General features: G+C 49.0%; 25 protein-coding genes and 1 pseudogene. 17 read left to right on the top strand and 9 right to left on the bottom strand.

What is annotated here, in order from left to right:
- The first annotated feature begins 65 nt into the window (after window positions 1-65).
- The 5 genes from ACWIP2_RS05185 (at window position 66) to ACWIP2_RS05165 (ending at window position 3271) form a co-directional block, all read left to right on the top strand.
- Entirely contained in the window at window positions 66-536 is a 471-nt protein-coding gene (locus ACWIP2_RS05185) for a DUF4783 domain-containing protein (protein WP_448518844.1), read from the top strand.
- Window positions 537-560: 24 nt separating this feature from the next.
- On the top strand, window positions 561-1427 hold the full coding sequence (nadC, locus tag ACWIP2_RS05180; protein WP_448518843.1) for a carboxylating nicotinate-nucleotide diphosphorylase: 867 nt from the start codon (window positions 561-563) through the stop codon (window positions 1425-1427).
- A gap of 35 nt (window positions 1428-1462) precedes the next feature.
- On the top strand, window positions 1463-1975 hold the full coding sequence (locus tag ACWIP2_RS05175) for a YcxB family protein (RefSeq protein ID WP_448518842.1): 513 nt from the start codon (window positions 1463-1465) through the stop codon (window positions 1973-1975).
- Between the two features lie 4 nt (window positions 1976-1979).
- A complete protein-coding gene (locus tag ACWIP2_RS05170; protein ID WP_448518841.1) occupies window positions 1980-2705 on the top strand; it encodes an RDD family protein in 726 nt (241 codons plus the stop codon).
- Window positions 2706-2800: 95 nt separating this feature from the next.
- Window positions 2801-3271: a hypothetical protein gene (locus ACWIP2_RS05165; RefSeq protein ID WP_448518840.1), complete on the top strand. Its 471-nt coding sequence runs from the start codon at window positions 2801-2803 to the stop codon at window positions 3269-3271.
- Here the strand turns inward: ACWIP2_RS05165 and lysA are convergent.
- The gene (lysA, locus tag ACWIP2_RS05160; RefSeq protein WP_448518839.1) at window positions 3256-4410 is read right to left on the bottom strand and encodes a diaminopimelate decarboxylase; all 1155 of its coding nucleotides are present in this window, start codon (window positions 4408-4410) and stop codon (window positions 3256-3258) included. The two genes, ACWIP2_RS05165 and lysA, sit on opposite strands and share 16 nt — an antisense overlap.
- 145 nt (window positions 4411-4555) lie before the next feature.
- Between lysA and ACWIP2_RS05155 the strand changes: the two genes are divergently transcribed.
- The 3 genes from ACWIP2_RS05155 to ACWIP2_RS05145 all read left to right on the top strand — a co-directional run bounded on the left by ACWIP2_RS05155 (window position 4556) and on the right by ACWIP2_RS05145 (window position 7337).
- Complete coding sequence (locus tag ACWIP2_RS05155; protein WP_448518838.1) at window positions 4556-4957, top strand: hypothetical protein; 402 nt, start codon at window positions 4556-4558, stop codon at window positions 4955-4957.
- 32 nt (window positions 4958-4989) lie between these two features.
- Window positions 4990-6570, top strand: coding sequence for a hypothetical protein (locus ACWIP2_RS05150; protein ID WP_448518837.1), 1581 nt, complete (start codon window positions 4990-4992; stop codon window positions 6568-6570).
- Window positions 6571-6668: 98 nt separating this feature from the next.
- Window positions 6669-7337 carry a tRNA1(Val) (adenine(37)-N6)-methyltransferase gene (locus ACWIP2_RS05145; protein ID WP_448518836.1) on the top strand — a complete coding sequence of 223 codons (669 nt, stop codon included), beginning with the start codon at window positions 6669-6671 and terminating at the stop codon, window positions 7335-7337.
- Window positions 7338-7342: 5 nt separating this feature from the next.
- On the opposite strand, the gene carA is transcribed toward ACWIP2_RS05145, so the two are convergent.
- From carA to atpD, 3 genes are all read right to left on the bottom strand, one after another.
- Window positions 7343-8449 carry a glutamine-hydrolyzing carbamoyl-phosphate synthase small subunit gene (gene carA, locus ACWIP2_RS05140; protein WP_448518835.1) on the bottom strand — a complete coding sequence of 369 codons (1107 nt, stop codon included), beginning with the start codon at window positions 8447-8449 and terminating at the stop codon, window positions 7343-7345.
- A 96-nt stretch (window positions 8450-8545) separates the two neighbouring features.
- On the bottom strand, window positions 8546-8797 hold the full coding sequence (gene atpC / locus ACWIP2_RS05135) for an ATP synthase F1 subunit epsilon (RefSeq protein ID WP_448518834.1): 252 nt from the start codon (window positions 8795-8797) through the stop codon (window positions 8546-8548).
- An 11-nt stretch (window positions 8798-8808) separates the two neighbouring features.
- Window positions 8809-10323 carry a F0F1 ATP synthase subunit beta gene (atpD, locus tag ACWIP2_RS05130; protein ID WP_448518833.1) on the bottom strand — a complete coding sequence of 505 codons (1515 nt, stop codon included), beginning with the start codon at window positions 10321-10323 and terminating at the stop codon, window positions 8809-8811.
- 362 nt (window positions 10324-10685) lie between these two features.
- Here atpD and mltG point away from each other — a divergent pair, with 362 nt between their 5' ends.
- Both mltG and ACWIP2_RS05120 read left to right on the top strand, forming a co-directional pair.
- Window positions 10686-11729: an endolytic transglycosylase MltG gene (gene mltG, locus ACWIP2_RS05125; RefSeq protein WP_448518832.1), complete on the top strand. Its 1044-nt coding sequence runs from the start codon at window positions 10686-10688 to the stop codon at window positions 11727-11729.
- Between the two features lies 1 nt (window position 11730).
- A complete protein-coding gene (locus ACWIP2_RS05120) occupies window positions 11731-13173 on the top strand; it encodes a sensor histidine kinase (RefSeq protein WP_448518831.1) in 1443 nt (480 codons plus the stop codon).
- An 11-nt stretch (window positions 13174-13184) separates the two neighbouring features.
- Here ACWIP2_RS05120 and ftcD read toward each other — a convergent pair whose 3' ends face one another.
- The 4 genes from ftcD to ACWIP2_RS05100 all read right to left on the bottom strand — a co-directional run bounded on the left by ftcD (window position 13185) and on the right by ACWIP2_RS05100 (window position 19950).
- Window positions 13185-14201: a glutamate formimidoyltransferase gene (gene ftcD, locus ACWIP2_RS05115; protein WP_448518830.1), complete on the bottom strand. Its 1017-nt coding sequence runs from the start codon at window positions 14199-14201 to the stop codon at window positions 13185-13187.
- A gap of 21 nt (window positions 14202-14222) precedes the next feature.
- Complete coding sequence (locus tag ACWIP2_RS05110) at window positions 14223-14351, bottom strand: hypothetical protein (RefSeq protein ID WP_448518829.1); 129 nt, start codon at window positions 14349-14351, stop codon at window positions 14223-14225.
- 143 nt (window positions 14352-14494) lie between these two features.
- Window positions 14495-18280, bottom strand: coding sequence for a hydantoinase B/oxoprolinase family protein (locus tag ACWIP2_RS05105; protein ID WP_448518828.1), 3786 nt, complete (start codon window positions 18278-18280; stop codon window positions 14495-14497).
- Window positions 18277-19950: a VRR-NUC domain-containing protein gene (locus ACWIP2_RS05100; protein WP_448518827.1), complete on the bottom strand. Its 1674-nt coding sequence runs from the start codon at window positions 19948-19950 to the stop codon at window positions 18277-18279. Before ACWIP2_RS05100 ends, ACWIP2_RS05105 begins: the two co-directional genes overlap by 4 nt.
- A 79-nt stretch (window positions 19951-20029) precedes the next feature.
- Here ACWIP2_RS05100 and fumC point away from each other — a divergent pair, with 79 nt between their 5' ends.
- The 7 genes from fumC (at window position 20030) to trhO (ending at window position 24778) form a co-directional block, all read left to right on the top strand.
- Window positions 20030-21427 (top strand): class II fumarate hydratase, encoded by a 1398-nt coding sequence (fumC, locus tag ACWIP2_RS05095; RefSeq protein ID WP_448518826.1) that lies wholly within the window; start codon window positions 20030-20032, stop codon window positions 21425-21427.
- A gap of 75 nt (window positions 21428-21502) precedes the next feature.
- Entirely contained in the window at window positions 21503-22156 is a 654-nt protein-coding gene (locus tag ACWIP2_RS05090) for an Ezrin/radixin/moesin family protein (RefSeq protein ID WP_448518825.1), read from the top strand.
- A gap of 9 nt (window positions 22157-22165) precedes the next feature.
- Window positions 22166-22840: an ABC transporter ATP-binding protein gene (locus ACWIP2_RS05085; RefSeq protein ID WP_448518824.1), complete on the top strand. Its 675-nt coding sequence runs from the start codon at window positions 22166-22168 to the stop codon at window positions 22838-22840.
- A gap of 13 nt (window positions 22841-22853) precedes the next feature.
- A complete protein-coding gene (locus ACWIP2_RS05080) occupies window positions 22854-22985 on the top strand; it encodes a hypothetical protein (RefSeq protein WP_448518823.1) in 132 nt (43 codons plus the stop codon).
- Window positions 22982-23599, top strand: coding sequence for a hypothetical protein (locus ACWIP2_RS05075; RefSeq protein ID WP_448518822.1), 618 nt, complete (start codon window positions 22982-22984; stop codon window positions 23597-23599). The genes ACWIP2_RS05080 and ACWIP2_RS05075 overlap by 4 nt, the downstream gene beginning before the upstream one ends.
- Window positions 23587-23715 (top strand): hypothetical protein, encoded by a 129-nt coding sequence (locus ACWIP2_RS05070; protein ID WP_448518821.1) that lies wholly within the window; start codon window positions 23587-23589, stop codon window positions 23713-23715. Before ACWIP2_RS05075 ends, ACWIP2_RS05070 begins: the two co-directional genes overlap by 13 nt.
- Before the next feature lie 82 nt (window positions 23716-23797).
- Window positions 23798-24778 (top strand): oxygen-dependent tRNA uridine(34) hydroxylase TrhO, encoded by a 981-nt coding sequence (gene trhO / locus ACWIP2_RS05065; RefSeq protein WP_448518820.1) that lies wholly within the window; start codon window positions 23798-23800, stop codon window positions 24776-24778.
- Window positions 24779-24912: 134 nt separating this feature from the next.
- Here trhO and ACWIP2_RS05060 read toward each other — a convergent pair.
- A pseudogene (locus tag ACWIP2_RS05060) lies at window positions 24913-25143 on the bottom strand (transposase); the annotation flags it as partial.
- Window positions 25144-25548 lie beyond the last annotated feature (405 nt).

Below are 25548 nucleotides of genomic sequence, written 5' to 3'. Positions count from 1 at the left end.
TTAATAACCTGATTGGCACTATTTTAGAAGACGTATTTTTACCCCTACTTAACTACTGTGACATCATGTATGCCAAAACACTACATTGCCTTCGCATTATTTTTTTGCCGGTTGCAATATTGCTGATTGCATCCCAAGTGCTGGTGGCGCAAACAGAAGATATCACCACTGCTGCCAAATCTGCTATTAAAGCAGGCGACTCCAGAGAGTTGGCTCGTCATTTCAACAGCCTCGTAGAGCTGAAAATTCAAGACGCAAACCTAAGCAAGACAAACAAAGATTACAGCAAGACGCAGGCAGAATACATTTTGAAAGAATTTTTTCGCGACAATCCCCCGCAAAATTTTGAGTACATACACGAGGGGCAATCTAAGGAAGGAAACCTTCGCTATGCAATCGGCAAATATACCTGTCGCGACCGCAACAATAAGGCAAGTTCCTTCCGCGTGTTTATGAAGCTCAAACAGCAGAACGGCAACTTTGTCATAGACGCTATTGACTTCAGTAAGGACGACGGCTCGGACAGCAACAATTAGGCTGATATTCGCTATTTTTGCGGCGTGATACCTCCTTACGTAACACCGCAAGCCCTCCATCGGCTTATTGATAGCGCATTCGAAGAAGATCTAGGCACAGGTAGTAATACCGGCGATCATTCATCACTTTCGGCAGTTCCTGACCATGCCGAGGGCAAAGCGCAGTTGTTAGTCAAAAGTGAGGGGCTGCTGGCAGGTGTTGCACTGGCAGCAATCATTTTCGAGTACGTAGGTGGGCTTAAGATGACCGCCTATCTGAAAGACGGTAGCCCAATCAGCCCCGGCGATGTTGCTTTTACCGTACAAGGCAATGCTCGATCTATTCTTAAGGCAGAACGACTAGTATTGAACTGTATGCAGCGCATGAGCGGCATTGCCACACAAACCCACAAAGCTGTGCAAATGGTGCAGGGATACAAAGCCCGCATCTTAGACACAAGAAAAACCACGCCCAACTTCCGTATAATTGAGAAGTGGGCTACCTTTATCGGTGGAGCTACGAACCATCGCTTCGGGCTGTACGATATGATTATGCTCAAGGACAACCACATTGACTATGCAGGGGGGATTACCAAAGCAGTGCAGGCAGCACAGCAATACCGGCGCAAAAAGGGACTCTCTGTTCGTATAGAAGTAGAAACCCGCAGCCTGTCGGAAGTAGAAGAGGTACTACAAGTGGGTGGAGTGGACGTTATCATGTTGGACAATATGGACATCCCTACAATGCGCGAGGCAGTGTTGCTTATAGGCAATCGTTGCCAGACCGAAGCATCGGGCGGTATTACGCTTGAAGAACTGCCGCAGATTGCAGCTACAGGCGTTGACTTTATTTCCATGGGTGCGCTGACGCACTCTGCCCGCATATTAGATCTAAGCCTGAAAGCCTGTTAATTCATTTCATCCATATCGCAATCATTACCCAGCCTATGATTATCAAGACCAAGAAGTTTCAATTCAACAAAAACCAGTATATCAAATTTGCCCTGCTCAATATTGCTAAGGAATGGTGGTGGGCATGGTTAGTGCCGGCAGCAGTTATGCTGATTCCGATTTTTTACAAAAACACGCTGGGCTGGTCGCTGTTTATTGCCTTGTTGCTCATTGTGCTTTATTTGCTGTTCTGGTTTATTCAGTTTACGGCAGTTACGCAGTTGGAGCAGTCCAAATTACTGTTCGATCGTCTGCGTTATGAAATTGACAGCCGCCATATCAAGGTTTTCAAGACCGACAAAGAAGGCTTTGTGATTGAATGGAACAAAATCATGCGTGTAGAAAAGAAGAAGCAAGGATTTCTTTTTGTGCTTTCCAAAGCGCAGTTCTTATATTTCCCGTACGATGTGTTTCAAGGCGAACAATCAATTAAGTTGCTTGAGACCATCTTGAAAAGAAAGAATCTGCTGGCAGGATCCAAAAAAACTGTTGAGCAAGTAGCTGCTTAGACCTATGCAAACCATCTGCATCAGGACATCGCAAAACGTAACGATCGAGTATCGTCTAGCAGGCCTTGGCGACCGCCTGCTTGCGTATTTGTTCGATGCGCTGGTGATCATCTCCTACTTTATTTTGCTTAGCGGCTTCAATTACCTGCTGACCGAAATGTTTGGGATTGGTATATTGGAGCATCTTTGGTTGCAGGTGATCCTGATTATGCCCTGGTTTTTGTACGATCTGCTCTGCGAGGTCTTTATGGAAGGGCAAAGTTTCGGCAAAAAGATCATGAAAATCAGGGTGGTGCGTACCGACGGCGAGTCTGTTACGCTTGGTAATTACCTGATCCGCTGGCTGACAGGGCTGATTGAGCTAAAGCTAATGGGCGGTATAATGGCTTTACTTGCCATTGTGATGGGTGGCAAAGGACAGCGTCTAGGCGATATGGCTGCCGGAACGACTGTTGTTTACTTAGGTGATGAAAAAACCATGAGTATGTCATTACCCTCAATCCCTACAGATATACCGCCAATATATCCGCAGGCGACTAACCTCTCCGATGCCGATGTCGGACTCATCAAAGAAGTCTTGTACACCTACAGCAGGACAGGCAACCGAAAACTTCTCGAAGCTACAGCTGACAAATTACTCGAAAAACTCGAACTGGAACGCTTCAAAGAAAATACAGCTCTTGATTTTCTCAAACAGGTAATAACCGACCACAGTCGCTTGGTCAAATAAGCATCGCAAAAGCGGATTTTTTTGCGTAAATATGTATCGGAACACGTACATTCCTTATGCGTTGCATTTTTCAATTTCTTCTGATAATCAGCCTTATGCTACTTGCGGCAAGTTGCCGTAATACTATCCGGTTAGAGTTTGCACAAGCTGTAACGAGCGAGGGCACGCTCGCTGCCTGCAATCTGGCAAAACAGGATGACCGCCGTGCCGTAAAACTGTTTCCCCGTGCTGTAAAAGCCATGCGCAGTACGCGGCTGACAGGCTTCGAACCGGATAGCATTCGACGCATGATTGTTTCGGTGCAGCAGTTACCCGAAAAACTGCAATACAATAATGTAGCTGTATCCTTGCAGTTTACGGCAAGCGATATTGTGGTTGTGTATGCCGAGCGCTGGCGCAATACGGATATGTGGGTGTTTGCACTCCCCGCAGAGTTAAACCCTAAAAGAGTGGACATACCGCTGATTGCCTTCCCGCAAAAAGATTTTGAAAAGGCAATTCGCAGAAAGTTAGAGATCCACTACAAAACAGTCAGCGAATCGGATTTTAATCAGGGTCTTTGGTAGATTGCCGGTGCTTTCTCCCGCAGGTTGTAGAACGAAGTCATTACCTCGCCGTAAGCTCCTGCGGTGCGGATAGCTAACAAATCACCGCGTTTGAGTGGTGGCAGCGGCACTTCTTTGCCAAAAAAGTCTGAAGATTCGCAGATAGGCCCTACTACGTCGTAGTTGAGCAATTCGCCTGTAGCCACGCCTACTGCCTCTATTTTGTGATAAGCCTGATAAAGCGCCGGACGGATCAACTCGGTCATACCTGCATCTACGATGGCGAAGCGCTTGGTTTGGCCTTGTTTGGTGTAAAGCACGCGCGTAATCAGGCTGCCGCATTGCGCCACAATAGAGCGCCCAAGTTCGAAATGCACCTGCTGTTGCGGGCTGCGCTCCAAATAGCGGCTGATCGTATCAAAGTAGCTTTCAAAATCGGGGATCGGGTTTTCATCGGGCTGCTGATAGTCTACTCCCAGCCCGCCTCCGACGTTCAGATCGGTAAATTGCAGACCGCTATGCTCAAACCAGCGACGTATTTCATTCAATTTCAGGCAGGTATTCTTAAAGTTGTCCATGTCGCGGACTTGTGAGCCAATATGCGTATGCAGCCCGATCACGCGCACATGCGCCAGTTGCGGCAGCAATTGCAGCAGTGCGTCGAAGTCGCGGGGCGGAATGCCGAATTTGTTCTCTGCTGTTCCTGTGGTGATGTAGTGGTGCGTATTGACCTCCACCAGCGGATTGACGCGCAGCGCAATGGTTGCAGTTTTACCTGCCTGCTCGGCAAGTTGGTTGATGACCTGCAACTCTTCGACCGATTCTACATTGAAACAAAAAATATCGTGTGCCAAAGCAGTTCGGATTTCCTTGTCCGATTTGCCAACACCTGCAAAAACAACTTTTTCGGGTGAGAATCCCGATTCTAATGCACGAAGTACTTCGTTGCCACTAACGCAATCGGCACCAAAACCGGCTGCAGCGATTGTTTGCAGAATTTCGCGGTTAACATTGGCTTTCAGCGCATAGTGGATATGGAAATGATGCTTTTGTGCATACTGAGCAGCAACTGCGATGGTTTTTTCGAGCAGTTCGAGGTCATAGTAGAAGAAGGGCGTTTCCATAGCAGCGAAACGCGCAGCGTGTGCAGTCGTAAACATGATGCTGCAAAGTTCGTACGATTTATGCGCATTGTCAAAGGCAGAACGATTTTGTACTAATATTCAACTTTCAAGAATTTTTTTGAAAAAACAGGGAACGCAGCAGGGGGCAGGAGTATTAAACACTGAAAACTCAATTTATCCCATGGTAACGTCTGCTATTTCTTCTTCACATGTGATTTTGACCCGATCGCGGCTGATCGTCGGATATCAGGAATACTACTGGCTACGGATCGTCAGTGTAGAACTGCAAAACAATCAACTATCAGCTACTGTAAAAATGCTGTTGCTGCTTGCATTACTTGCATTATTAGCATGGGCATTTGCCGTAGATATCTATCAGTGGTTGCTCTTTGTTTTATTGGCAACTTTTCCAGTATTGGGTTTATTTAAACGAGTAACAAAGCCTTACGAGATCATTATACACTATCGCGATAAAGATAATGGCGTGCGCAAACTGCGCCCACTGGCATCTTTACAACTGACCAATCAGGAGATTGAACAATATTATGTCAATATCCGGCAGGCGCATATGAGGCATGGCTAAGACTTATTTGATACCCCCTACCCGAAATCACTATGAAAAACTATTGTTTGATTCTGCTGACTTTGGCTGCTTTGTGCGGCTGGCAATGTTCCCCTAAAAAGAAAGGTTTTACGCCTCCAATCCCCGCGCTCGATGTGCCCCATGCGTTTTATCAGTTTGTGGCAGAAGAAGGGGCGCTGATTAAGCACCCAACGGGAACACAAATCGTTATTCAACCCAACTCATTGGTTGATGAAGACGGCAACCTTGTGAAGGGACAGGTTACGCTGAAGTACTGCGAACTACACGGTGCCTTAGATGCCTTTGCGGCAGGCGCACCCTTAGACTATGACAGTGCCGGGACTACCTATCAGTTCAAAACGGCAGGAATGATGGATATTTCGGCACAGCAAGGCGAACAGGCGCTTTCTATCGCACCGGGAAAAGAAATAGATGTCAATTTTGCCTCATTTCAGGCGGGCGATGAGTTCAATTTCTACTACTGGGACGAGCAAACAGGGCGCTGGGTATTCCAAAAAGGAGCTACTGCTGCCAAACCCAATCCTGCCAAAAAGCGAATGGCAGATTCCCTGCGTTTGGTACGCGCAGTTGATCCTAAGAATCTGATGGTGTTGCATTTCGGGGAGGCCTTAGACGTTTATTTCAACGACAACTACCAGAAAGTCAACGACAAAAATATGCAAAGTAATTTCCGTCGTTTGCTGGCAACCTACAACCTGACGGTATATGAAAATCTGAAAATCAATACGCCTGTGAAGCTGGGTAAAAAGAGTTATTACCCGGCGTATTCGTTGGTTTGGGAAAAGTTAGAGGAGGTGCAGCCGCCTGCATGGCTCAATGAAAACGAAGGATATGCCAGCGAAGGCGAGGATGTTGATATTTACTTCAACCTGCATTCCAAAGCCGAACTGCAAAAAGATGGTTCTTACAAACTGACGATCCAGCGTCGCAAAACCAAGAAAGTCAGAAAAGACGTAACGGTTTACGATACTACCTGGCAGACAAACCGCCGCACAGGTGCGCGTCGCATTAGTAAAATTAATCCCCGAGCAGTGTCCCTTTGGGAGTATGCGTACACTGACCGCGTGGTGAACAGCTTCAGTTTCCGTGCAAGGCCCTATATGCGCATCAGCGAGTTTCTGCGTCGCAAACCCGACCAGTTTTCTGAGGAATACGCACGCCTGACCGAAGAAATAGACAAGCAAAGCCGCAAAATGGACGAAATAGCAGAGGTTTTTCGCCAAGTAAACATTTCAAAATTCGGTTACTACAACTTCGACTTGATTATGAAGTTGCCCGGTGCAACTGAGATCAGGGCAGATTTCCGCATCAACGGCGAACAACCTGCGATGGTCTATTATATCAGTACGGCTAACTCTACTAAGGTAGAACTTACAAAAGATAAGTGGGACAAAATCATGCTGGCACCCGACCCGACGCTGCGTATTTTTGCCATCATGCCCGACTATTCGCTGGCCTATTATCCGCCTGAGGAATGGAAAAAGCTGGACTGGTACAGCCTTTCGCAAAAGAAAAGCCACACCTTTGTACTCAAAAACGACCGCAGCCTCCTGCAAACGCGCGAAGATTTGAAAAAGATATTGCAAATGTAGCGGCGATTTGCTGTTACTTGCTTGGTGTAATTTTGCCGATGCCTAAAAATTCGCATTTTACTTTCAAACAATTTGAGGTTGCTCAAGATCAGTGCGCGATGAAGGTTAGTACTGATGCCTGCATCTTCGGGGCTTGGGTGGCTGCACAACTGAACAATCGCACAGGCATTGCGCTTGACATCGGCGCAGGTACCGGACTGCTCGCACTAATGATTGCACAGCAGGCTCCTCAACTACAGATTCATGCAGTAGAGATGGATGCTGCTGCTGCGCGGCAAGCGGCAGAAAATGCCGCCCGATCGCCTTTTCATTCGCAAATAGAAGTCTTTGCGCAAACGGTGCAGGAGTTTATGAACCGGCAGCGCCGGATATATGATTTTATTTTTAGCAATCCGCCGTTTTTCAATCGCAGCCTGCAATCACCGCAGGAGCAGCGCAATGCAGCAAGGCATACTGTAACTCTGCAACACAAGGAACTCATAGCAATAGCTGCCGCCGGAGTGCTTCAGGAGGGTTATTTTTTTGTACTACTGCCCGCAGATCTTGCGGCAGGGTTTACTTTACAGGCAGCCAAGTGTGCTTTGCTTTTGCACGAGTTGCAACTGTGGGCAGCCCGCGAAGGACAAAAGCCTCATATTGCGCTGTTGAAATTTGGAAAGTTGCCTGCTGTGCATCTACAACAGGCGAATAATTTTATTTACCTGCCCGATGGGACTTACTCGCCTGCAATGCGCGAACTATTGGCTGATTATTACCTGTATCTTTGATTGGTTTAATCCTGCATCAAGGCTACAAAATCCTCGAAAAGGTAGTACGAATCATGCGGCCCGGGCGACGATTCGGGATGGTATTGCACCGAAAACGCTTTCTTGCCTTTGATGCGAATACCTTCTACCGTATTATCGTTCAGGTTGATGTGAGTCAGTTCTATCTGTGGATGATTTTTGATGCCCTCCATGCTAACGGCAAAGCCATGATTTTGAGAGGTGATTTCGCCTTTGCCCGTGATTAGATTTTTAACAGGATGGTTCAGCCCCCGATGCCCATGGTGCATTTTGAAGGTTGTTCCGCCTGCTGCCAGCGCGAGAATCTGGTGTCCGAGGCAAATACCAAACAGCGGCTTGTCTGCTGCCAGAATTTGGCGGACAGTTTCGATTGCATACTCCATTGCAGCAGGATCGCCGGGGCCATTCGAGATCAGGTAGCCGTCCGGGTTCCACTGCTGCATCTCGCCAAAAGAGGTTTTGGCAGGGAATATCTTACAGTAGCAGCCGCGCTGCTTCAGATTACTAATGATGCTGCCCTTGATGCCCAAGTCGAGCACTGCTACGCGGAGGGGGGCGCTGCTGTCGCCTTCAAAGTACGGTTCCTGTGTGCTTACTACCGATGACAGCTCCAGTCCGTTCATATCGGGTACATCTTGCAAGAAACTACGGATGGCTTCCTCTTCTGTCATTTCGGAGGTAATAACGGCATTCATTGCTCCCTTGTTGCGCAGATGTCGCACCAGTGCACGCGTATCTATGCCACAAATGCCTACAATGCCTGCCTTTTCGAGGTATTGTTGCAAGGCCTCGTCGGCGCTGTGGCGCGAATAAACATCGGAAAAAGTCTTAACCACCAAACCTTTGATTTGTACCTCGCCCGATTCTGCTTCATCTTTTTTAATGCCGTAGTTGCCAATGTGTGCCGTGGTATTGACAATAATTTGCCCGTAATACGAAGGATCGGTGTAGATTTCCTGATAGCCCGTCATACCTGTGTTGAAGCAGATCTCGCCGCCGGAAGTGCCTTGCCTGCCGATGGATTGTCCTTTGAAGATTGTACCGTCAGCCAGCATGAGGATGGCATCTTTGCGGGAGGAAACTTTAGGATTCATAAGTGCAAATTCAATGATGGTTTTGTAAAAAAGGGAAGTTGCCGCTTTTCAGACAACTTCCCCTTAGGTATTTATGGGGTTAGTGCACTGCGCATGTTAAATTGCAACGGCAGATTCTGCCAATACGATTACTTTATTTTGCAGCACTTCAATAACTCCGCCGTCAATTTCAAAATATTGGAAGTTGCCGTTTTGTGTGCGGATGCGCACTTTACCTTTTTCCAAAGTACTAATCAAAGGAGTGTGATTCTCCAGTACTTCGAAAGAACCCGACGTGCCGGGTACTTGGATACCCGTTGAAGTTCCTTCAAACAATTTTTTGTCGGGGGTGATAATTTCTACTTGCATGTCTGTTTTGGTTATTTTTTCGCTTCTGCCAGAAGGCGCTCACCTTTCTCAATGGCCTGCTCAATTGTACCTACCAAGTTAAAAGCTGCTTCCGGCAGGTGATCCAATTCGCCGTCTAAGATCATATTGAAGCCACGGATAGTGTCTTTGATATCTACCAGCACGCCTTTCAGGCCTGTAAAGGCTTCCGCCACGTGGAAAGGCTGGGACAGGAAGCGCTGCACACGGCGGGCGCGGTGTACAACGAGTTTATCTTCTTCAGACAATTCGTCCATACCGAGGATGGCGATGATGTCTTGCAGTTCTTTGTAGCGCTGCAGGGTTTCTTTTACGCGCTGCGCACAGTTGTAGTGCTCCTCGCCTACGATATCCGGGGTCAGGATGCGCGAAGTAGAATCCAATGGATCTACGGCAGGGTAGATACCCAACTCGGCAATTTTACGGCTCAATACCGTAGTAGCATCCAAGTGAGCAAATGTAGTTGCCGGTGCAGGGTCGGTCAAGTCATCGGCAGGTACGTAAACCGCTTGTACCGATGTGATAGATCCGCGCTTAGTTGAGGTAATGCGCTCTTGCATAGCGCCCATCTCGGTAGCCAGCGTAGGCTGATAGCCTACCGCAGAAGGCATACGACCCAAGAGAGCCGATACTTCAGAACCTGCCTGCGTAAAGCGGAAAATGTTATCAATAAAGAATAGGATGTCGCGTCCTACACCATCGCCTTCTCCATCGCCATCGCGGAAGTATTCAGCGATTGTCAGACCTGAAAGCGCTACGCGGGCGCGTGCGCCGGGAGGTTCGTTCATCTGTCCGAATACGAAGGTGGCCTGTGAATTTTTCAGTTCTTCCAGATCTACCTTAGATAGATCCCACCCACCTTCTTCCATAGAGTGCTTGAAGGCATCGCCGTACTTGATAATGCCTGCCTCGATCATTTCGCGCAATAGGTCATTACCTTCACGGGTACGCTCACCTACGCCTGCAAATACAGAAAGACCTGAATAGGCTTTGGCGATGTTATTAATCAGCTCCTGAATCAATACGGTTTTACCTACACCCGCACCACCGAACAGACCGATTTTACCGCCTTTTACATAAGGCTCAATCAAGTCAATTACTTTGATGCCTGTGTAGAGTACTTCAGAAGAGGTAGAAAGGTCTTCAAACTTAGGCGCAGCGCGGTGGATAGACATACCTTTTACTGAGGAAGGCTGCGGAATACCGTCAATTGCTTCGCCTACGACGTTAAACAAACGACCGCGAATACCTTCGCCAATTGGCATTTTGATCGGGCCGCCGGTATCAACTACGTCCATACCGCGGGTCAGACCTTCTGTACCGTCCATTGCAATGGTGCGTACGCGATCTTCGCCCAAGTGCTGCTGACATTCCAGCACGATGGTTTGTCCGTTTTCTTTGGTTACTGTAAGCGCATCGAGGATCTGGGGCAGTCTGGCACCCTCTGCCTCGAAGCTAACGTCCACTACCGGGCCGATAACTTGCGTAATTTTGCCAATATTTGCCATGAATTGTATATAAATGAATGCGTCTAAAATCCTTGGTTTTCAGGGAGCAGCAGATGCCGCTGCTCAAAGTTTCGCAAAAATAGAGTGCAATATTATTTCCTACAAATAATCTGTCATCAGATTTTCGGGAAACTGCCTGATTATCTGAATTGTGAAGGGATTTTGTTTGGAATTGATTACCTTTCACCGAGCAGCAATACCAACAAATGCCATATGGAAGATGCGGAAAATAACTGTAAGCGGCTTCTTTTTTGCAGCAAGTACAGCCGGTACCTAAGTTTGTGCGTCCTTGTGCTGTAAAACCTGTGTGCGCATCAAAATCGGGGCGACTCGCGTATATTTGAGGAAGCATTTTTGCATCCATGGATAAAAGAACGAAAATTATTGCGGGTATTTTTATCGGCTTGTCCGTGCTGGCTTCAGTGTTCAGCCTGTATGCTTACCAGCTTTTCTTCTCTGCAAATTTTCTGGTTGATAAAAAAGACAAAGCGCTCTACATCCCTACTGGGGCAAACTTTGCGCAGGTGATGGATTCGCTCAAAAAAGGCGAGTTTATCAACGACGAGATTTCGTTTCGATTTGTAGCCAAGATGCTCAACTATCAGGACGAAGGACGGATTCGCCCCGGACGCTACGTGATGACGAAGGGCATGAACAACTTAGTTGCGGTTCGCAAACTGCGGAGTGGCTCGCAAGATCCGGTGCGCGTAACGTTCAACAATGTGCGCGTCAAAAAAGATCTTGCGGGACGCATCACCCGCAACCTGATGGCAGATTCCGCCCGCTTGTTGCAAATGCTCAACGATCCTGCCGTAACGGCCAAATACGGCTTCGACACAGCAACAATTGTGGCTATGTTCATTCCCAATACCTATGAAATGTATTGGAATACTTCGGAAGAGGAGCTGCTCAAAAAAATGCAGCGCGAGTACGAGAAGTTCTGGACGGCGGCGCGTAAAGCACAAGCCGACGCACTGGGGCTGACTCCGGTGCAGGTATCTATCCTTGCTTCGATCGTTGAGGCAGAAACCAAAAAGCGCGACGAAGCGCCGCGCATTGCGGGAGTTTACCTCAATCGGTTGAATGCTAACGAAAAGCTACAGGCAGATCCTACGGTAATTTTTGCGATCGGAGACTTTGGTATCAAGCGCCTGCTGCTCAAGGACTTGCAGTACGATTCGCCGTATAATACCTACAAATACACCGGACTTCCGCCTGGGCCAATCAATGTTCCGACTTTGCAGGCCATAGAGGCGACGCTCAATCCAGAGAAGCACAATTATATGTTTTTCTGTGCCAAAGAGGACTTTAGCGGCTACCATGTCTTCGCCGAAACATTTGACCAACATTTGAAAAATGCGGCACGCTACCGCGAAGCGCTCAATCGGGCGGGAATTATGAAGTAACATGAAACTGATCGAGCGCTTTACGGGGCATCCTGCGGTTCGCAGTGTCGGGCGGCAAATCAACAACTGGCTGCGGGAGCGCAACATTCATTTTAATGATTTCCGCACCAATATTTTCATACGCGTAGGAGCGCTTTCGGCTACTATTTTTGCGTTTACCAATGTCGTTGGGCAGTCGGGTTATGCCATTACGGGGATAGGACTTGGAGGGCTGATTATTGCACAAACCCTCTGGCTGATCCGCAAAGTAGAAAATACCAATCGCGAAGTCATTAACTTCTTGAATGCCATTCGCTACGATGATTTTTCCTACCACTACCGCCCTGCTACCGAAGGCGAAACCTTTCAGGAACTGGCGGCAGCTTTCAACAACGTCGTCAGCCACTTCAGAGAAATCCGCAGCGAAAAAGAGGCGCACTACCAATACCTGAAAACAATCATCCATCACATCGGCATTGGTTTGGTTTCCTTTGATGCAATGGGCAATGTGCAGATTATGAATACTGCTGCCAAGCGCTTGTTCCAAATTACAGGCAGCGTGCGCAATATTCAGGAATTGGGCGCATTTAGCGCCGAACTGGTAGAAAAGTTTGTCCGCCTACGCACGGGCAACCGCGACCTGATCAAAATTGTACACGGCACAGAGATTATCCAATTGGCGATGTATGCCATCGAGCTGAATTTGCAAGGCAAAGAGTACAAACTCATTACGCTTCAAAATATCCACAACGAGTTGGAAGAGCAGGAGATGGATGCCTGGCAAAAGCTGATTCGCGTGCTGACGCATGAGATCATGAACTCGGTAACGCCTATTGCCTCGCTAGCCGGTACGCTGGAAGGCGAGGTAGAATATTTGCAGGCAAATAGTAAGCAACTCAACCCCGAAGATCTGGATGATATGCAAATGGCGATCAAAACCATTCAGCGCCGCAGCGAGGGGCTGATTCGTTTTGTGAGCGATTTCCGCAATCTTACCCACGTACCGATCCCGCGATTTAAAAATGTGCCTGTACACGAGATTTTTACGCACGTAGTTACACTGATGGAGCCGGAGATGCGAGCAAGTGAGATTAGCTGTCGGGTAGATATAGAACCGCATTCGCTCATGATTACGGCAGACCGCGAAATGATCGAGCAAGTACTAATCAATATCGTTAAGAATGCTATTCAGGCACTTAGCGATGTGGAGCGCAGCGATGGGCGACAAATTATTCTGATAGCGCGTTTTGACGAGAAAAGCCATCCCTTTATTATCGTGCGCGACAACGGGCCGGGCATAGACCCCGATGCTTTGGAACGCATTTTTATTCCATTTTTTACCACCAAAAAATCAGGTTCGGGCATTGGTTTGAGCCTTTCCCGACAAATCATGCGTTCGCACAAAGGCTCCCTGACTGTACACTCGGTCGTGGGCGAGGGTACGGATTTTATTCTGAAGTTTTGATTGCAGGGCATCTACCTGCTCATTGCATACTCAATAATTTTCCTGTCAGTTTCAAACGGGCGCAGCGCATCCATTCCCATTGCCTGCACCGCTTTGGCAATCAGTTGGCGCTCGTCGTTGGGTACAGGCTGCTTATCCCGATGAAAAAAGTAGCGTCCCGCATCCAGCATCGCCTGCAGCGGAATCAGTCCGACAAGCTCCGAACCTGTAACGCTCGTTCCATAATCGAGCGCCGTCTTGCTGATTTCTTCGTAAGCAATATGAATAGGCGTAACATCAATGTCAATCAGATTAGTAGAAATTTGCGCACACTGATAGGCAGGCATCAACCAGCCAATGGCGCGAACTGCCGGCAGTTTACCTGCGATAAATTGCTTTTCAGGATAGGAATTACCGGGCAGCCGCCGTCCTGAGGTGCGTACTGCAGCCGCAATAGCCTTGGCGATAGCAACATCCTGTGTAGCTAAGTTGCAGTTCCATGCCACCAAGAATTTACGCGCCCCGATAACCGTAGCACCGCACTTGGGCTGAAAGGTTTTCGGCCCAAAATCAGGGTGCAATTTTAGCATCCGCAATGCAAGCCCTTCGTACTCGCCTTTGCGCAAGAAGGGCAGGCTGCGGCGTTCTTCCGACGAAGCCGCATACTCGTAACAATAAACAGGAATTTGCAACTCGTTGCCGACGCGGTGGGAAAGTCTGTGTGCCAACTGCACCGTTTCCTCCATGCTGATATGATGCAGCGGCACGAGCGGGCATACGTCCGTAGCGCCAATGCGCGGATGCGCCCCGCTGTGCCGGCGCATGTCTATCAGATCGGCTGCGGTAGCTATCGCACGAAAGGCCGCTTCGCAAACTGCTTCGGGCGGGCCTACAAAAGTCATAACCGTTCTGTTCGCATCGTAGCTGCTGTCTACTTCCAAAAGCTGGACTTCAGCTACTGACTTGATGGCGGCTGCAATAGCCTGAATAGTTTGCTCGTTGCGCCCCTCCGAAAAGTTGGGAATACATTCTAAAAGCGGTTCTTTCATGCGATTGGGCGAAAAATATATTTACTTTAGTTCCTTGAGTAAAGTTTCAACCGCCTTTTCCAATTGCTGGTCGCGCCCTTTGGAGACGGTGCCGTATTCGTTGGCAATCCAGCCGGACAGAGATAGCAAAAGGGTAGCAAGTATTCTCATGCGTTATAGGATTGAGCAATCAAAAAATAGTAGGTAGGTTGAAACTGCAATATCGCTATTCTTAGGCGCTTTGCAAGCATCAGTTGGCCGTCTTGTTGTTTATTATCAGTTATTCACCCGCACAGGCCGCTATTGTTTTTACATCACAATAAGTCCGCTGCCCCAAAGCCGCCTCCGCCGGGCGTGTGCAGGCACAGCAAATCGCCCGACTGAACAACTGCACGGTCTATACCTTGTAAGGGGATGATTTCTCCATTGGTGCGGACTAACCACTGCCTGCCGGGTTGTCCTGCTTCGCCACCTGATAGTCCGTAAGGTACTTCCCTGCGATGCTGGGTAATCAGGCTTAATGCCACAGGTTCTAAAAAGCGAATATGCCGCTCAATGCCATTGCCGCCGCGCCATTTGCCTTTTCCTCCCGAATTGGGGCGAATAGCAAAACGCTCTACGCGCACAGGGTAGCGCTTTTCCATGATTTCCGCATCGGTAATGCGCGTATTGGTCATGTGGCAGTGAACAGCATCTGCGCCGTTGAAGCCTTCCAATGCGCCGCTGCCGCCACCAATAGTCTCATAATAGCCGAACGAATCGTTTCCGAAAATCAGGTTGTTCATAGTGCCTTGACTGCAAGCAGCCAGCGCCAGCGCTTTGAGCAGCGTATCGGTCAGTCGCTGGCTGACTTCGGTATTGCCGCCCACAACGGCAGGGCATTGCGCAGGATTTGCCGTAAAATCAGGATTGAGCAACGAAGCTTTGGGCAAATGCAGTTCCACCGATTGCATCAGTCCCTCGTTGAGCGGCACGTGTTCATGCGGCAACTTGGCGGCAATCAGCAGGCGCAGGACGTAAATCACGACGCTGTTCACAATCGCAGGAGTTGCGTTGAGGTTACCCGCGTGTGTGGCTGCTGTTCCGCTGAAATCAATGCTTACTTTATCATGGCTGATTTGGATGCGGGCGCATAGCGGACTGCCATCATCTAAGTATTCCGTAGCGGCAAACGATTGCGCGGGCAGTTGCCGCAAACTCCGCAATAGGCAGTTGTGTGCGTATTGTTTCAACAGCTGCATGTAGCGCCGAACCTGCGCCGCTCCGTACAGGCTGCAAAGCTGTTGCAAGCCGCCGATGCCCGCCTGAATAGAAGCCAATGCCGCCTGCAAATCGGCGATATTTTCGTGTAGCGCACGGGTCGGATAGGGCGCTTCGGTGAATAATTGCTGCATCGCAGCCCATTGCGGCATACCGTTTTTGACTAAATAGGCAGGGGCAATTACTACGCCTTCCTCTGCCAGCGAACGGGCATCGGGCGGCATAGAACCCGGACGCGAGCCACCGATTTCGGCGTGGTGCGCACGGTTGGCAACGTAGCCGACCAATTCGTTATCAAAAAAAACGGGCGCAATGAGCGTTACATCGGGCAGGTGCGAGCCGCCAAACGCAGGGTGATTGGTAACAACAACGTCGCCTTTTTGCATAGGCAAAGCCTTGCGCACCTCGCGCACACATACGCCCAAGCTGCCCAGATGCACGGGTACGTGCGGCGCATTGACAACTAATTCGCCGTCGGCATCCAGCAGGGCGCAGGAAAAATCCAATCGCTCTTTCACATTCACCGAAAAGGCAGTGCGTTGCAGCAAGGCTCCCATTTCATTGGCAACTGCCGTAAATCGGTTAGAAAACAGTTCCAGCGCAGCAGCTTCGGGTGCTTGCGCCTGATGAGTCGGCTGATTATCCGAAGCATACAGCGCAACATCGCCGTTGTTCAACACTTCCATTTGCCAATGTGCAGGCACAAAAACGGTGTGATAATCGCTCAAAAGAATGGCGCTGCCTTTTGCCGTTGTGCCTGCGGGCAGCTCATCGGTGCGAAAAACGGCAGCCTCGCGGTAATATGCTGAGGCAGAAACTTCCCGCCGCTGCTCATTTGCTTGCGGCGAAGGCAGGGAGCGATGCTGCGGAACGGCTGCTGTGAGCCACAAAGCAACAACTTCTATTTGCTCATCGGCGGTGTGTTCGGGGAAATAGCCGTAGAGTTTCGTGTAGGCTTGCCGGAACTTTTGCCCTGCCGAATGCTGCGTTTCGTCTGCCTGTAAATCAATGGAAATGGCGCTTTCCTGCCCTTTGAGCCGCATTTCGACGCTGATTTCCCGTATGTGAATAAGTTCTTTGCTCAAATTTTGGGCAAGCAGCGGCTGCATTGCCTCTTCTTTGATATGTGTAAAAACCTGATGCCAACGGGCGAAAAATTGCGGCAGCGGCTCCATGACTTGCTGCGCCTGCGTGTGAGCAATGTCCGTCTGCCCGATGCCATAAGCGCAAAACAGCCCCGCATAGCGCGGAACAAGGATGCGGCGAATGCCCAGCAGGTCTGCTACTTCGCAAACGTGCTGCCCGCCCGCGCCTCCGAAGGCGAGCAGTGTATAGTCGGCAGGATTTTCGCCCTTGCGCGTAGTAATCAAGCGAATGGCTTCTGCCATTTTTTCATTGGCTAATTGCAGCAGCGTTGCAAGCAGGGTTTCGCGGTTGATGTGCTGCCCTGTTGCGTCGGCTATCTGATGTTGTAGCTGCGCCAGTGCCTGTTCAGCGGCGGTTTCGCTGATGGGAATAGAAAAATTTTGCGGCAACAGCCTGCCCGATAGCAGATTTACGTCAGTAATGGTGAGCGGGCCGCCGTTGCCATAGCAAGCCGGTCCGGGGAATGCGCCCGCGCTGTGCGGCCCAACGGCCAGTCTGTGTCCGTCAAAAGAGCAGATAGAGCCACCGCCTGCGGCTACAGTTTCAATCGCTACGGCGCGGCTCATCAGCAAAAGTCCGCCAACCTGCACCTCGTTTGTCCATTCGGGAGCGCCGTTCACGCGGGCTACGTCGGTGCTTGTGCCGCCCATATCAAAGGTAATGTGTTTGGCAAAGGCACTGCCCTGTGTGTGCTTCCACGCGCCGATTACACCTCCCGCAGGCCCGCTCAAAAGGCTGTCCTTAGGCTGAAATTCGCGATAACGGCTCAAATTGCCGTTGCTGCTCATCAGGCGCAACGCTGCCATTTGTTTGCCGATTGATTCCAGATAAGACATCAGCACAGGGGCAAGCGCCGCATTGGCAAGGGCAGTTTGCGTCCGCCACTCGTATTTAATCAAAGGCAAAAGCGCCGCCCCCGAAGAAACATAGGTAAATCCTGCTGCTGTCAATGCTGCTGTAAGTTGCTGCTCGTGTTGCGGGTTCAGGTAGCTGTGCATCAGCGAAACCGCGACAGACTGCACTCCCACATGCCGCAATTCATCAATCACTCGTTTGATTTCAGTTTCGGTAAGTGGGTGAATAATATTTCCTTCGGCATCTATCCGCTCTTCAATTTCCAGCACGACATGCGGCGGCAGGGCAGGTTTTTGGATGCGCAGTGCAAAAATATCGGGGCGTTGCTGGCTGCCAATCCGCAGCAAATCGGCAAAGCCTTTGGTAACTATAAGTGCAGCAGGTGGGGTTTTGGCTTCCAGCAGTGCATTTGTGCCTTTCGTTGTTCCCAATCGCATGGCAATTGGCGGCAACGGCTTGTCCAAAGGCGTATGTGTCAGCAAACGCGCTGCCAGCAGGGGCGCTTCTTCGTGGGCAGTGAGTTCAAACAGCGTTCCGGCAGCTACAGGCGTGGTTTCGCTCAAATTCGCCTGCACGAACAAAAGCCCTTCGGCAAGCCGACTGCCCGCGATGGCGTACGCGCTTCCGCCAGGCAGCAGTCGCAATGTATATCCCTCAAAAATATCTTGGGAAAAAGGAAACCGCACTTGCCAGATGTTGCCATCGGCTTGCAAAACAGTACCGCGCAGCACACCGCTGCTCAATACTTTGCAGGTGTGCCATTCATTTTGCGGGGAAAGCGCCACGCAGTCGGTGAAAGTGCCGCCCGTATCTGCCCAAAGATGCCAGTGATTGCTCATATGCTTGTATTTGGCGCATAATATACCCGCAGAATTTGTGCGGCGATGCCTATGCGATTGAAAAATTGCAGCCAGAAATACTGCTGCGCTGCCAGATGATCATTTTCCGATTTGACTTCCACAAAGAAAAAATCGCTTTCATTCCACACGAGCAAATCGGGAAAGCCTCGTGCGTTTTCCTTCGGATGGCGAGCGATTTGCAGCAGCACCTCGCGGATTTGCTCCCAATTCAGGCGGGAAAAGTACAATTCTGCTAAGGGAAGAAAAGCCTCGTGCCAGCCAATAAATGCGTTTACCATCCCCTCCTGCTGCCGATAGCATTGCTGCGCATAGTCCCACGCAGCGGCGCTGTCAGCAAACCGATTGAGCTGTACATGAATCGCCTCCTGCCGATGGCGGTAAAAATCGCCGTGAAAAAGATCGGTCGGGTGGCGTTGCAGCGGGTGGTGGATAAACTGCGGGCTGTCGTACAACACCTCCCACAGCATCAAACCAAAAAGCCCGCGCCAAACATAGTTTTCACAATGAATGGCATTAAAGCCTTGCGCCCGATAATGCCGTATTACTCCGCCCTCCACATAGTTTTTATGGCTTGCCTCTATTGTGATGGCAGGCGCATTGAGCAGTTGCTCAGTTACAGTTTTGCGGAAAGTAGCTTTGACTTGCGTATGACGACGGATAAAATCCTCTGCAAACAGTTGCTCATCTGCCGTTTGCGGATGCGCGGCTATTGCCATACAAAGCGCCAGCGCCTCTTCAGTAGCTCCTTGGCGATGCAGGATACGCACGCAGCGCTCGCGGGCAGGTGGCTTTTCGGTATTTCTGTAAACGGAAAGCGCCTCGTTGGGCAATTTGTTTTTTTCTAACCATTCGCCCAGCCGCAGGCAAAATTTATCGAATATAGGAAAGGCAAAAGCCGGTTTTGGCAACTCGTCGAACCATGCGAAAATGGCTTGTGGAGCTACACCATATTGTACCAATTGCTTAAAATGGCGGTAGTTCCAATGGACGGCAAAATGCTCCTGCGCTTCCTGCGCCGAATGTGCCAGCGGGGTAAGCTGGGTTTCGTCCCAATCGTGAAACTGCGCGTTTCCCAAGTCGCGGATAACAAACTGCGACATATTTTTCTGCTCTAAGTTTCCGAAAAACAGGAACGTCCAAAAAGCAAGCTCCCGCTCTGCAAGTTGCCGGATCAGTTCAAAATGCGGACGGAAACAGCCTCGATAGTTCTGTAAAAAGATCATTAAATCGCTTTTGCGAACTTTCTTAGGCGCAAAAGGCGGCGGCTCATCGAGGGCGGCGCACAACTGCTCCAATCGCACTTTGGTCAGGCTTTGTAATGCTTCGGCTCGCAGCAACTCATTGCTGATAGCAAGCGGCATGATGCGCTCGATCAACTTGCTTTGGCACAATTCGTCTAAGGCCGCCGCCGGTGCGGTAATTTCGGCATATTGAAGTTCTTCGGGTAAAAAGAAAACAGGTTTGCGGTTCGCGATCCGGATATACATACATTGCGCCTCGTAGGAAAGCGCCCGAAAAGTAGCCTCGAAGCGCCGCGCCTCCGCATCGGCAAAATCCGCATAGCGCTGCCCTGCAAAATCCAATATGTAGCGGAAATAGTGCAGGTAATAGTCGGGCGGCAGTTCCAGTGTATTTTTCGGCGTACCCATTACAGGCAAAAATAGAACATATCTATATACCAATTTCTTACACTAAATTTGTTGGACTGAATTAAAATCCGTTTGACCGATGAGCTACCGCATAGAACGCGATACGATGGGCGAGGTACAAGTACCTGCCGATAAATACTGGGGTGCACAAACCGAGCGCTCGCGCAATAATTTTAAAATCGGACCGGAAGGCAGTATGCCCAAGGAGGTGATTTATGCTTTTGCCTATCTGAAAAAAGCCGCTGCCCTCGCCAATTATGAATTGGGTGTACTTTCCAAAGATAAGTGCGATTTGATTGGTAAAGTCTGCGACGAAATTTTGGAAGGTAAGTTAGATGATGAGTTTCCGCTTGTGATCTGGCAGACAGGCTCGGGCACCCAAAGTAATATGAACGTCAACGAAGTGATTGCCTATCGCGGACACGTGATCAGCGGCGGCAGCCTCAACGATGAAAAGAAAGTGCTACACCCCAACGACGACGTCAACAAGTCGCAGTCGTCTAACGATACTTTCCCGACCGCTATGCACATTGCAGCCTATAAGCAGGTGATGGAAGTAACTATTCCGGGTATGCAGCGCCTCCGCGACAGCCTTGCAGCTAAAGCACAAGCCTTTATGCCGATCGTTAAAACAGGTCGCACGCACTTCATGGACGCAACTCCGCTTACACTGGGTCAAGAGTTTAGCGGCTATGTACAACAAATTGACATGAGCATCCGCGCCATTAAAAATGCGCTGGAAGCGGTGCGCGAATTGGCACTCGGCGGAACTGCCGTTGGCACAGGGCTGAATACGCCCAAAGGCTATGACGTATTGGTTGCTCAAAAAATCGCTGATTTGACAGGTTATCCTTTTATAACAGCACCCAATAAATTCGAAGCGCTGGCAGCCCACGATGCAATGGTAGAACTAAGCGGCGCACTGAAGCGCGCGGCAGTAGCCCTGATGAAAGTAGCCAACGATATTCGGATGTTGTCTTCAGGCCCGCGCTGCGGCATCGGCGAAATCATCATTCCCGACAACGAGCCGGGCTCGTCTATCATGCCGGGCAAGGTAAACCCTACACAGCCCGAAGCACTGACCATGGTTTGCGCCCAAGTTATCGGCAACGACGTAGCCGTAAGCGTAGGCGGCTCTATGGGACATTTCGAACTTAACGTATTCAAGCCGCTAATTGCAGCCAACGTATTGCAATCTGCCCGCTTGCTGGGTGATGCCTGCGTTTCCTTTGCTGAGAAGTGCGCAGACGGCATCGAGCCTAACCACGAGGTCATTGCCCGCCATCTGGAAAACTCGTTGATGCTTGTTACTGCACTCAACCCGCACATAGGCTACGACAACGCGGCTAAAATTGCCAAAAAAGCACATAAAGAAGGCATCTCGCTCCGCGAAGCTGCCCTTGCGCTGGGTTTGCTCACCAACGAGCAGTACGACCAGTGGGTAGTACCCCGCGATATGGTAGGCAGTCTGCAATAAATTTTGTTTTTGGCTTAATATATGCTACTTTATCCGGCAGCAAAGTATTGATTCACACCAACCAAAGCCCAAGTTATGAAACCGGTTTACGTCTTTTTTCTGTTTGCTTTTTTAAGTTCGATAATTGTGCTACCCGCTGCGGCGCAGCAGAAAAAAAATAACGATAAAAAAAGCAAGGAAGAAGTGAAAAAGTGGAAGAAGAAAAAGAACGAGCTAGATCCGCTTGCCTACCGCGACTTAGTCAACAGCAAGGCTGAACTGATAGGCGAAAATGAAGGCATGAAGCGTCAGTTGGTCAACATGGGTAAAATTATTGCCGATAAAGATGCAGAAATAGAAGCGCTTCGCAACGAACTGGAAGCTGCACGAAGCGGCGGTAGCAACGGCAGCATCAGCCGCGACGAAAACGAGGTAGAAGGCTCTTATTCAGAATACACCAAAGGCGTGTGGTATCGTGTGCAAGTAGGTGTTTACAGCAAAATAGACGCAAGCATGTTCAAAGACAACAACAAGAACTTTGCTGTAGAACAAGATGCCGACGGCGCATTCAAATACACTCTTGGTCATTTCCGCGACTACTGGGAAGCTGATAACTTCAAAAGATACCTGCGCAAAATGGGGGTAAAAGATGCGTGGATCGTTGCCTATAAAGACAACCAACGCATGAACATCAGAGATGTGTTGGAGGCCAAAGACATCGAGAAAATACAAAATGCCAACAAACAATAACCCCTGCCTATGCCTGTCATACAAACCGTAGGCATTAGCAAGGTTTTCAACAGCGGCGCAACTAATGAAGTCAAAGCCCTGACCGACATTAGCTTAACGATTGAAGCAGGTGAATGTGTGCTCTTATCCGGCCCTTCGGGTTCGGGCAAGAGCACGCTGCTTTCTATCCTTGCCTGCCTTGCCAAACCTACAGAAGGTGCTTATTATTGCTTAGACAAACAGGTCTCTCGCTGGTCGGAGAAATTTCTGACGCGCTTTCGCCGCCGGCATATCGGTATGATCTTTCAGCAGTTTCACCTCATACGCGGGCTGACAGTTCGTGCCAATATTGCAGTGCCCCTCGTTCCCAGAGGCATCGAACATGGCAGACTCAAGCAAGCCGTAGAAAAGGCAGCCGAAAATGCAGGCATTGCACATAAATTAGACTTCCCCATAGAAAAGCTATCAGGCGGGGAGCAACAAAGAACCGCTATTGCACGGGCTTTGGTTGCTGATCCGTCTATTCTGTTTGCCGATGAGCCTACTGCGCACTTAGACAGCCGTACCGCTGCTGCGGTGTTGGATGTATTGCAGGCACTTAAAACAGCAGGCAAAACCATCATTATCACCTCACATGATCCACTGGTGCAGCAACATCCGATTATTGACAACAAACTGTTGCTCAAAGACGGTAAACTGATCTGATTATCAAAATCATTTGCACGAAACCGATACAGAACAGGCTTATCAACTTTTCGTCAGCAGTTTATCCATTACCCGCAGCAAAGGCGATAAGCCCGGCGGAGCGATGAACTGGTTCCAGCCTCGCAGATCTATCTTGAGGCATTGAATACCTTTGAGCGTCTCAAGCAGCCGAAGCGCTCTATGGCTGCTCTGATGATCAACATTGCCAACCTGAAACAACAAATAGGCGATACAAAGACAGTAGTATTGGACAGTTTATACTCGCGTGCCTTTCGGATTGCTACACAACTCTGCGATACCTCGCAAATCATAGGAATGGCCTACAGTCGCAATACTTACCTGATGAGGATGCAGATCTATGAAGAGGCAATGACGTACCTCAAAGAAGCTATGGCTCTCAGCAAATCGGCCAAATTAGCGATTGAAGAGGCCAATCTGATCACTCAAATAGGAATTTTGCTCAGTAAGCAAGGTAGAATAGCAGAAGCTACTGCCGTGCTCGAGGGTGCAGCATTAAACTACGAAACCGCGGGGAATCCTATCATGGCGATCTATCCGCCGGATGAGTTGTCTAATATTTATTTGTTACAAGGAAACTACGCAAAGGCGATTGCTACAGGTGAGAAAGCGCTTTACCTGAAGCGCGATGATTTAAATTTTAAATTCACTTTCCCTCGTATCTACGGTAATTTGGCAGAAAGCTACCTAAAAATCGGACAGCCTGATAAGAGGTCAGACAAAATGCTATGGATCTGCTGAAAGAAGGGCAAATCTCTAACCGAAAAACCACCATTATGACTGCCTATAAATTCCTTTATCAGGCAGACTCTCTTACAGGCGATGTCAAAAGCGAAATTAACTGGCTGACAAAGTAAAAGTATCCGTTATTGCATAACTTTATCTTTCAAAAGTTTGCATGATTCATTTGCAGACCTCATTTTTTCGTAATTTTGCCGTATGGAGCACGCCTATAATATCCTTTTGTACTATTGCTATACGCAGATAGCTGACCCTGAACTCTTTCGCGACGAGCATCACGAACTGTGCCTGTCGCTGAATCTGCGCGGGCGCATTATTGTTGCTGCTGAAGGACTGAACGGCACAGTTTCCGGGCTGAAGGCAGACACAGAGCGTTACATGGAGGCAGTGAAGGCAGATCCTCGCTTTGCTGGCATTGACTTTAAGGTAGAGCCTTACCACAAGCATGCGTTTGCCAAATTGCACGTGCGCGTCAAACCTGAAATTGTCCATTCTGACCTGCACCACATCAACCCTATGCAAAAAACAGGGGTACATCTTTCCCCTTCAGAATTCAAACAACTCAAAGACGCAGAGGATGTTGTGATTCTGGACGTGCGCTCTAACTACGAGCATGCCGTCGGCAAATTCAAGAATGCAGTTACCTTAGACATCGAAAACTTCCGCGATTTTCCTAAAAAGATCAGCGAATTAGAGCAGTTCAAAGGCAAAAAGATTATTACTTACTGCACAGGCGGAATCAAGTGCGAAAAAGCAAGCGCTTACCTACTCGAACAAGGGTTCGATAATGTATATCAGTTACACGGCGGGATCATCAAATACGCTATCGAAGAAGGCGGCGAGGATTTCGAAGGCAAATGTTATGTCTTTGACGGTCGCGTAGTTGCAGATGTTAACAAAGTAAACCCGAAGATTATTTCCAAGTGCTATATTTGCGGCATCGAATGCGACCGCATGGTCAACTGTGCTAATGCGGATTGCAACATCCACGTCCCGATTTGTGAAAAATGCGGTTGGGAAATGGAGGGTGCCTGCTCGACTGCATGCAAAGCGCATCCGAGAAAACGCCCCTACGACGGTACAGGCTATTATGCAAAAGCAACCAACGGCTACAACCCGTACCTGAACGCCAAACGCGCTAAAAAGAAGGTTTCAGGAGCAGATTGCCTTACCGAGTAACGGCAGACCAAAGCGTCTTTACTCTACTAACGCGAGTTATTTGCGAATAACTTGATAATCAACTACTTGCGAATCAAGAGAGGAAAAATTAAGGATTAGCGAAAAACGGCTAACTTTGGATTTGCACTTTAAAGCTTTTTTTCGATGATGTACTTAGCCACATCGAGTTCCATAGCTAAATTGGCGTACATGCGTTTGAGACGCGCATTTTCTTCTTCCAGTTCCTTGATTCGCTTCAATTCACCGGCCTTCATACCACCGTAGTGCCGTCGCCATTTGCACAGACAATCCTTGCTTATCCCGTAGGTACGGGTAAGCTCTTCAACTGTCTTGCCACCGTCGAACTCCTTGAGAATCGCGGCAATCTATGCAGGGGAAAATTTGCTCTTTTTCATCTGATAACGTTTTAAAGGTACTGCTTTTTTGCCTACTTCTCAAACGTACTACTTTTGGGGGAGCTTATAACTGCATATTTGTTAGAGCCATGCATAACCAACACCTGAAGTTCTCACCCTATAACGTCAGCACGCAAAATTGAGTTTTGAGATAGCTTGAATTAGTTGCTTACGAATCAAGAGAGGAAAAAAGTAAGGATTAGCGAAAAACGGATAGCTTTGGATTTACACTTTTCCTGACTTCCGCAGAAAAAACGACGCTAATTTACAACTATTTGATAATTAGACATTTGCAATTTTTCAATTTGTATTTTGGGTGTCCCAGAGGTTGGATTCATACCTTTGAGGCATGTTTGTATGCAAAAAGCCCAACAA

It is taken from the genome of Rhodoflexus sp., from assembly GCF_053489755.1.
This window is presented reverse-complemented; position numbering and strand designations above follow the sequence as displayed.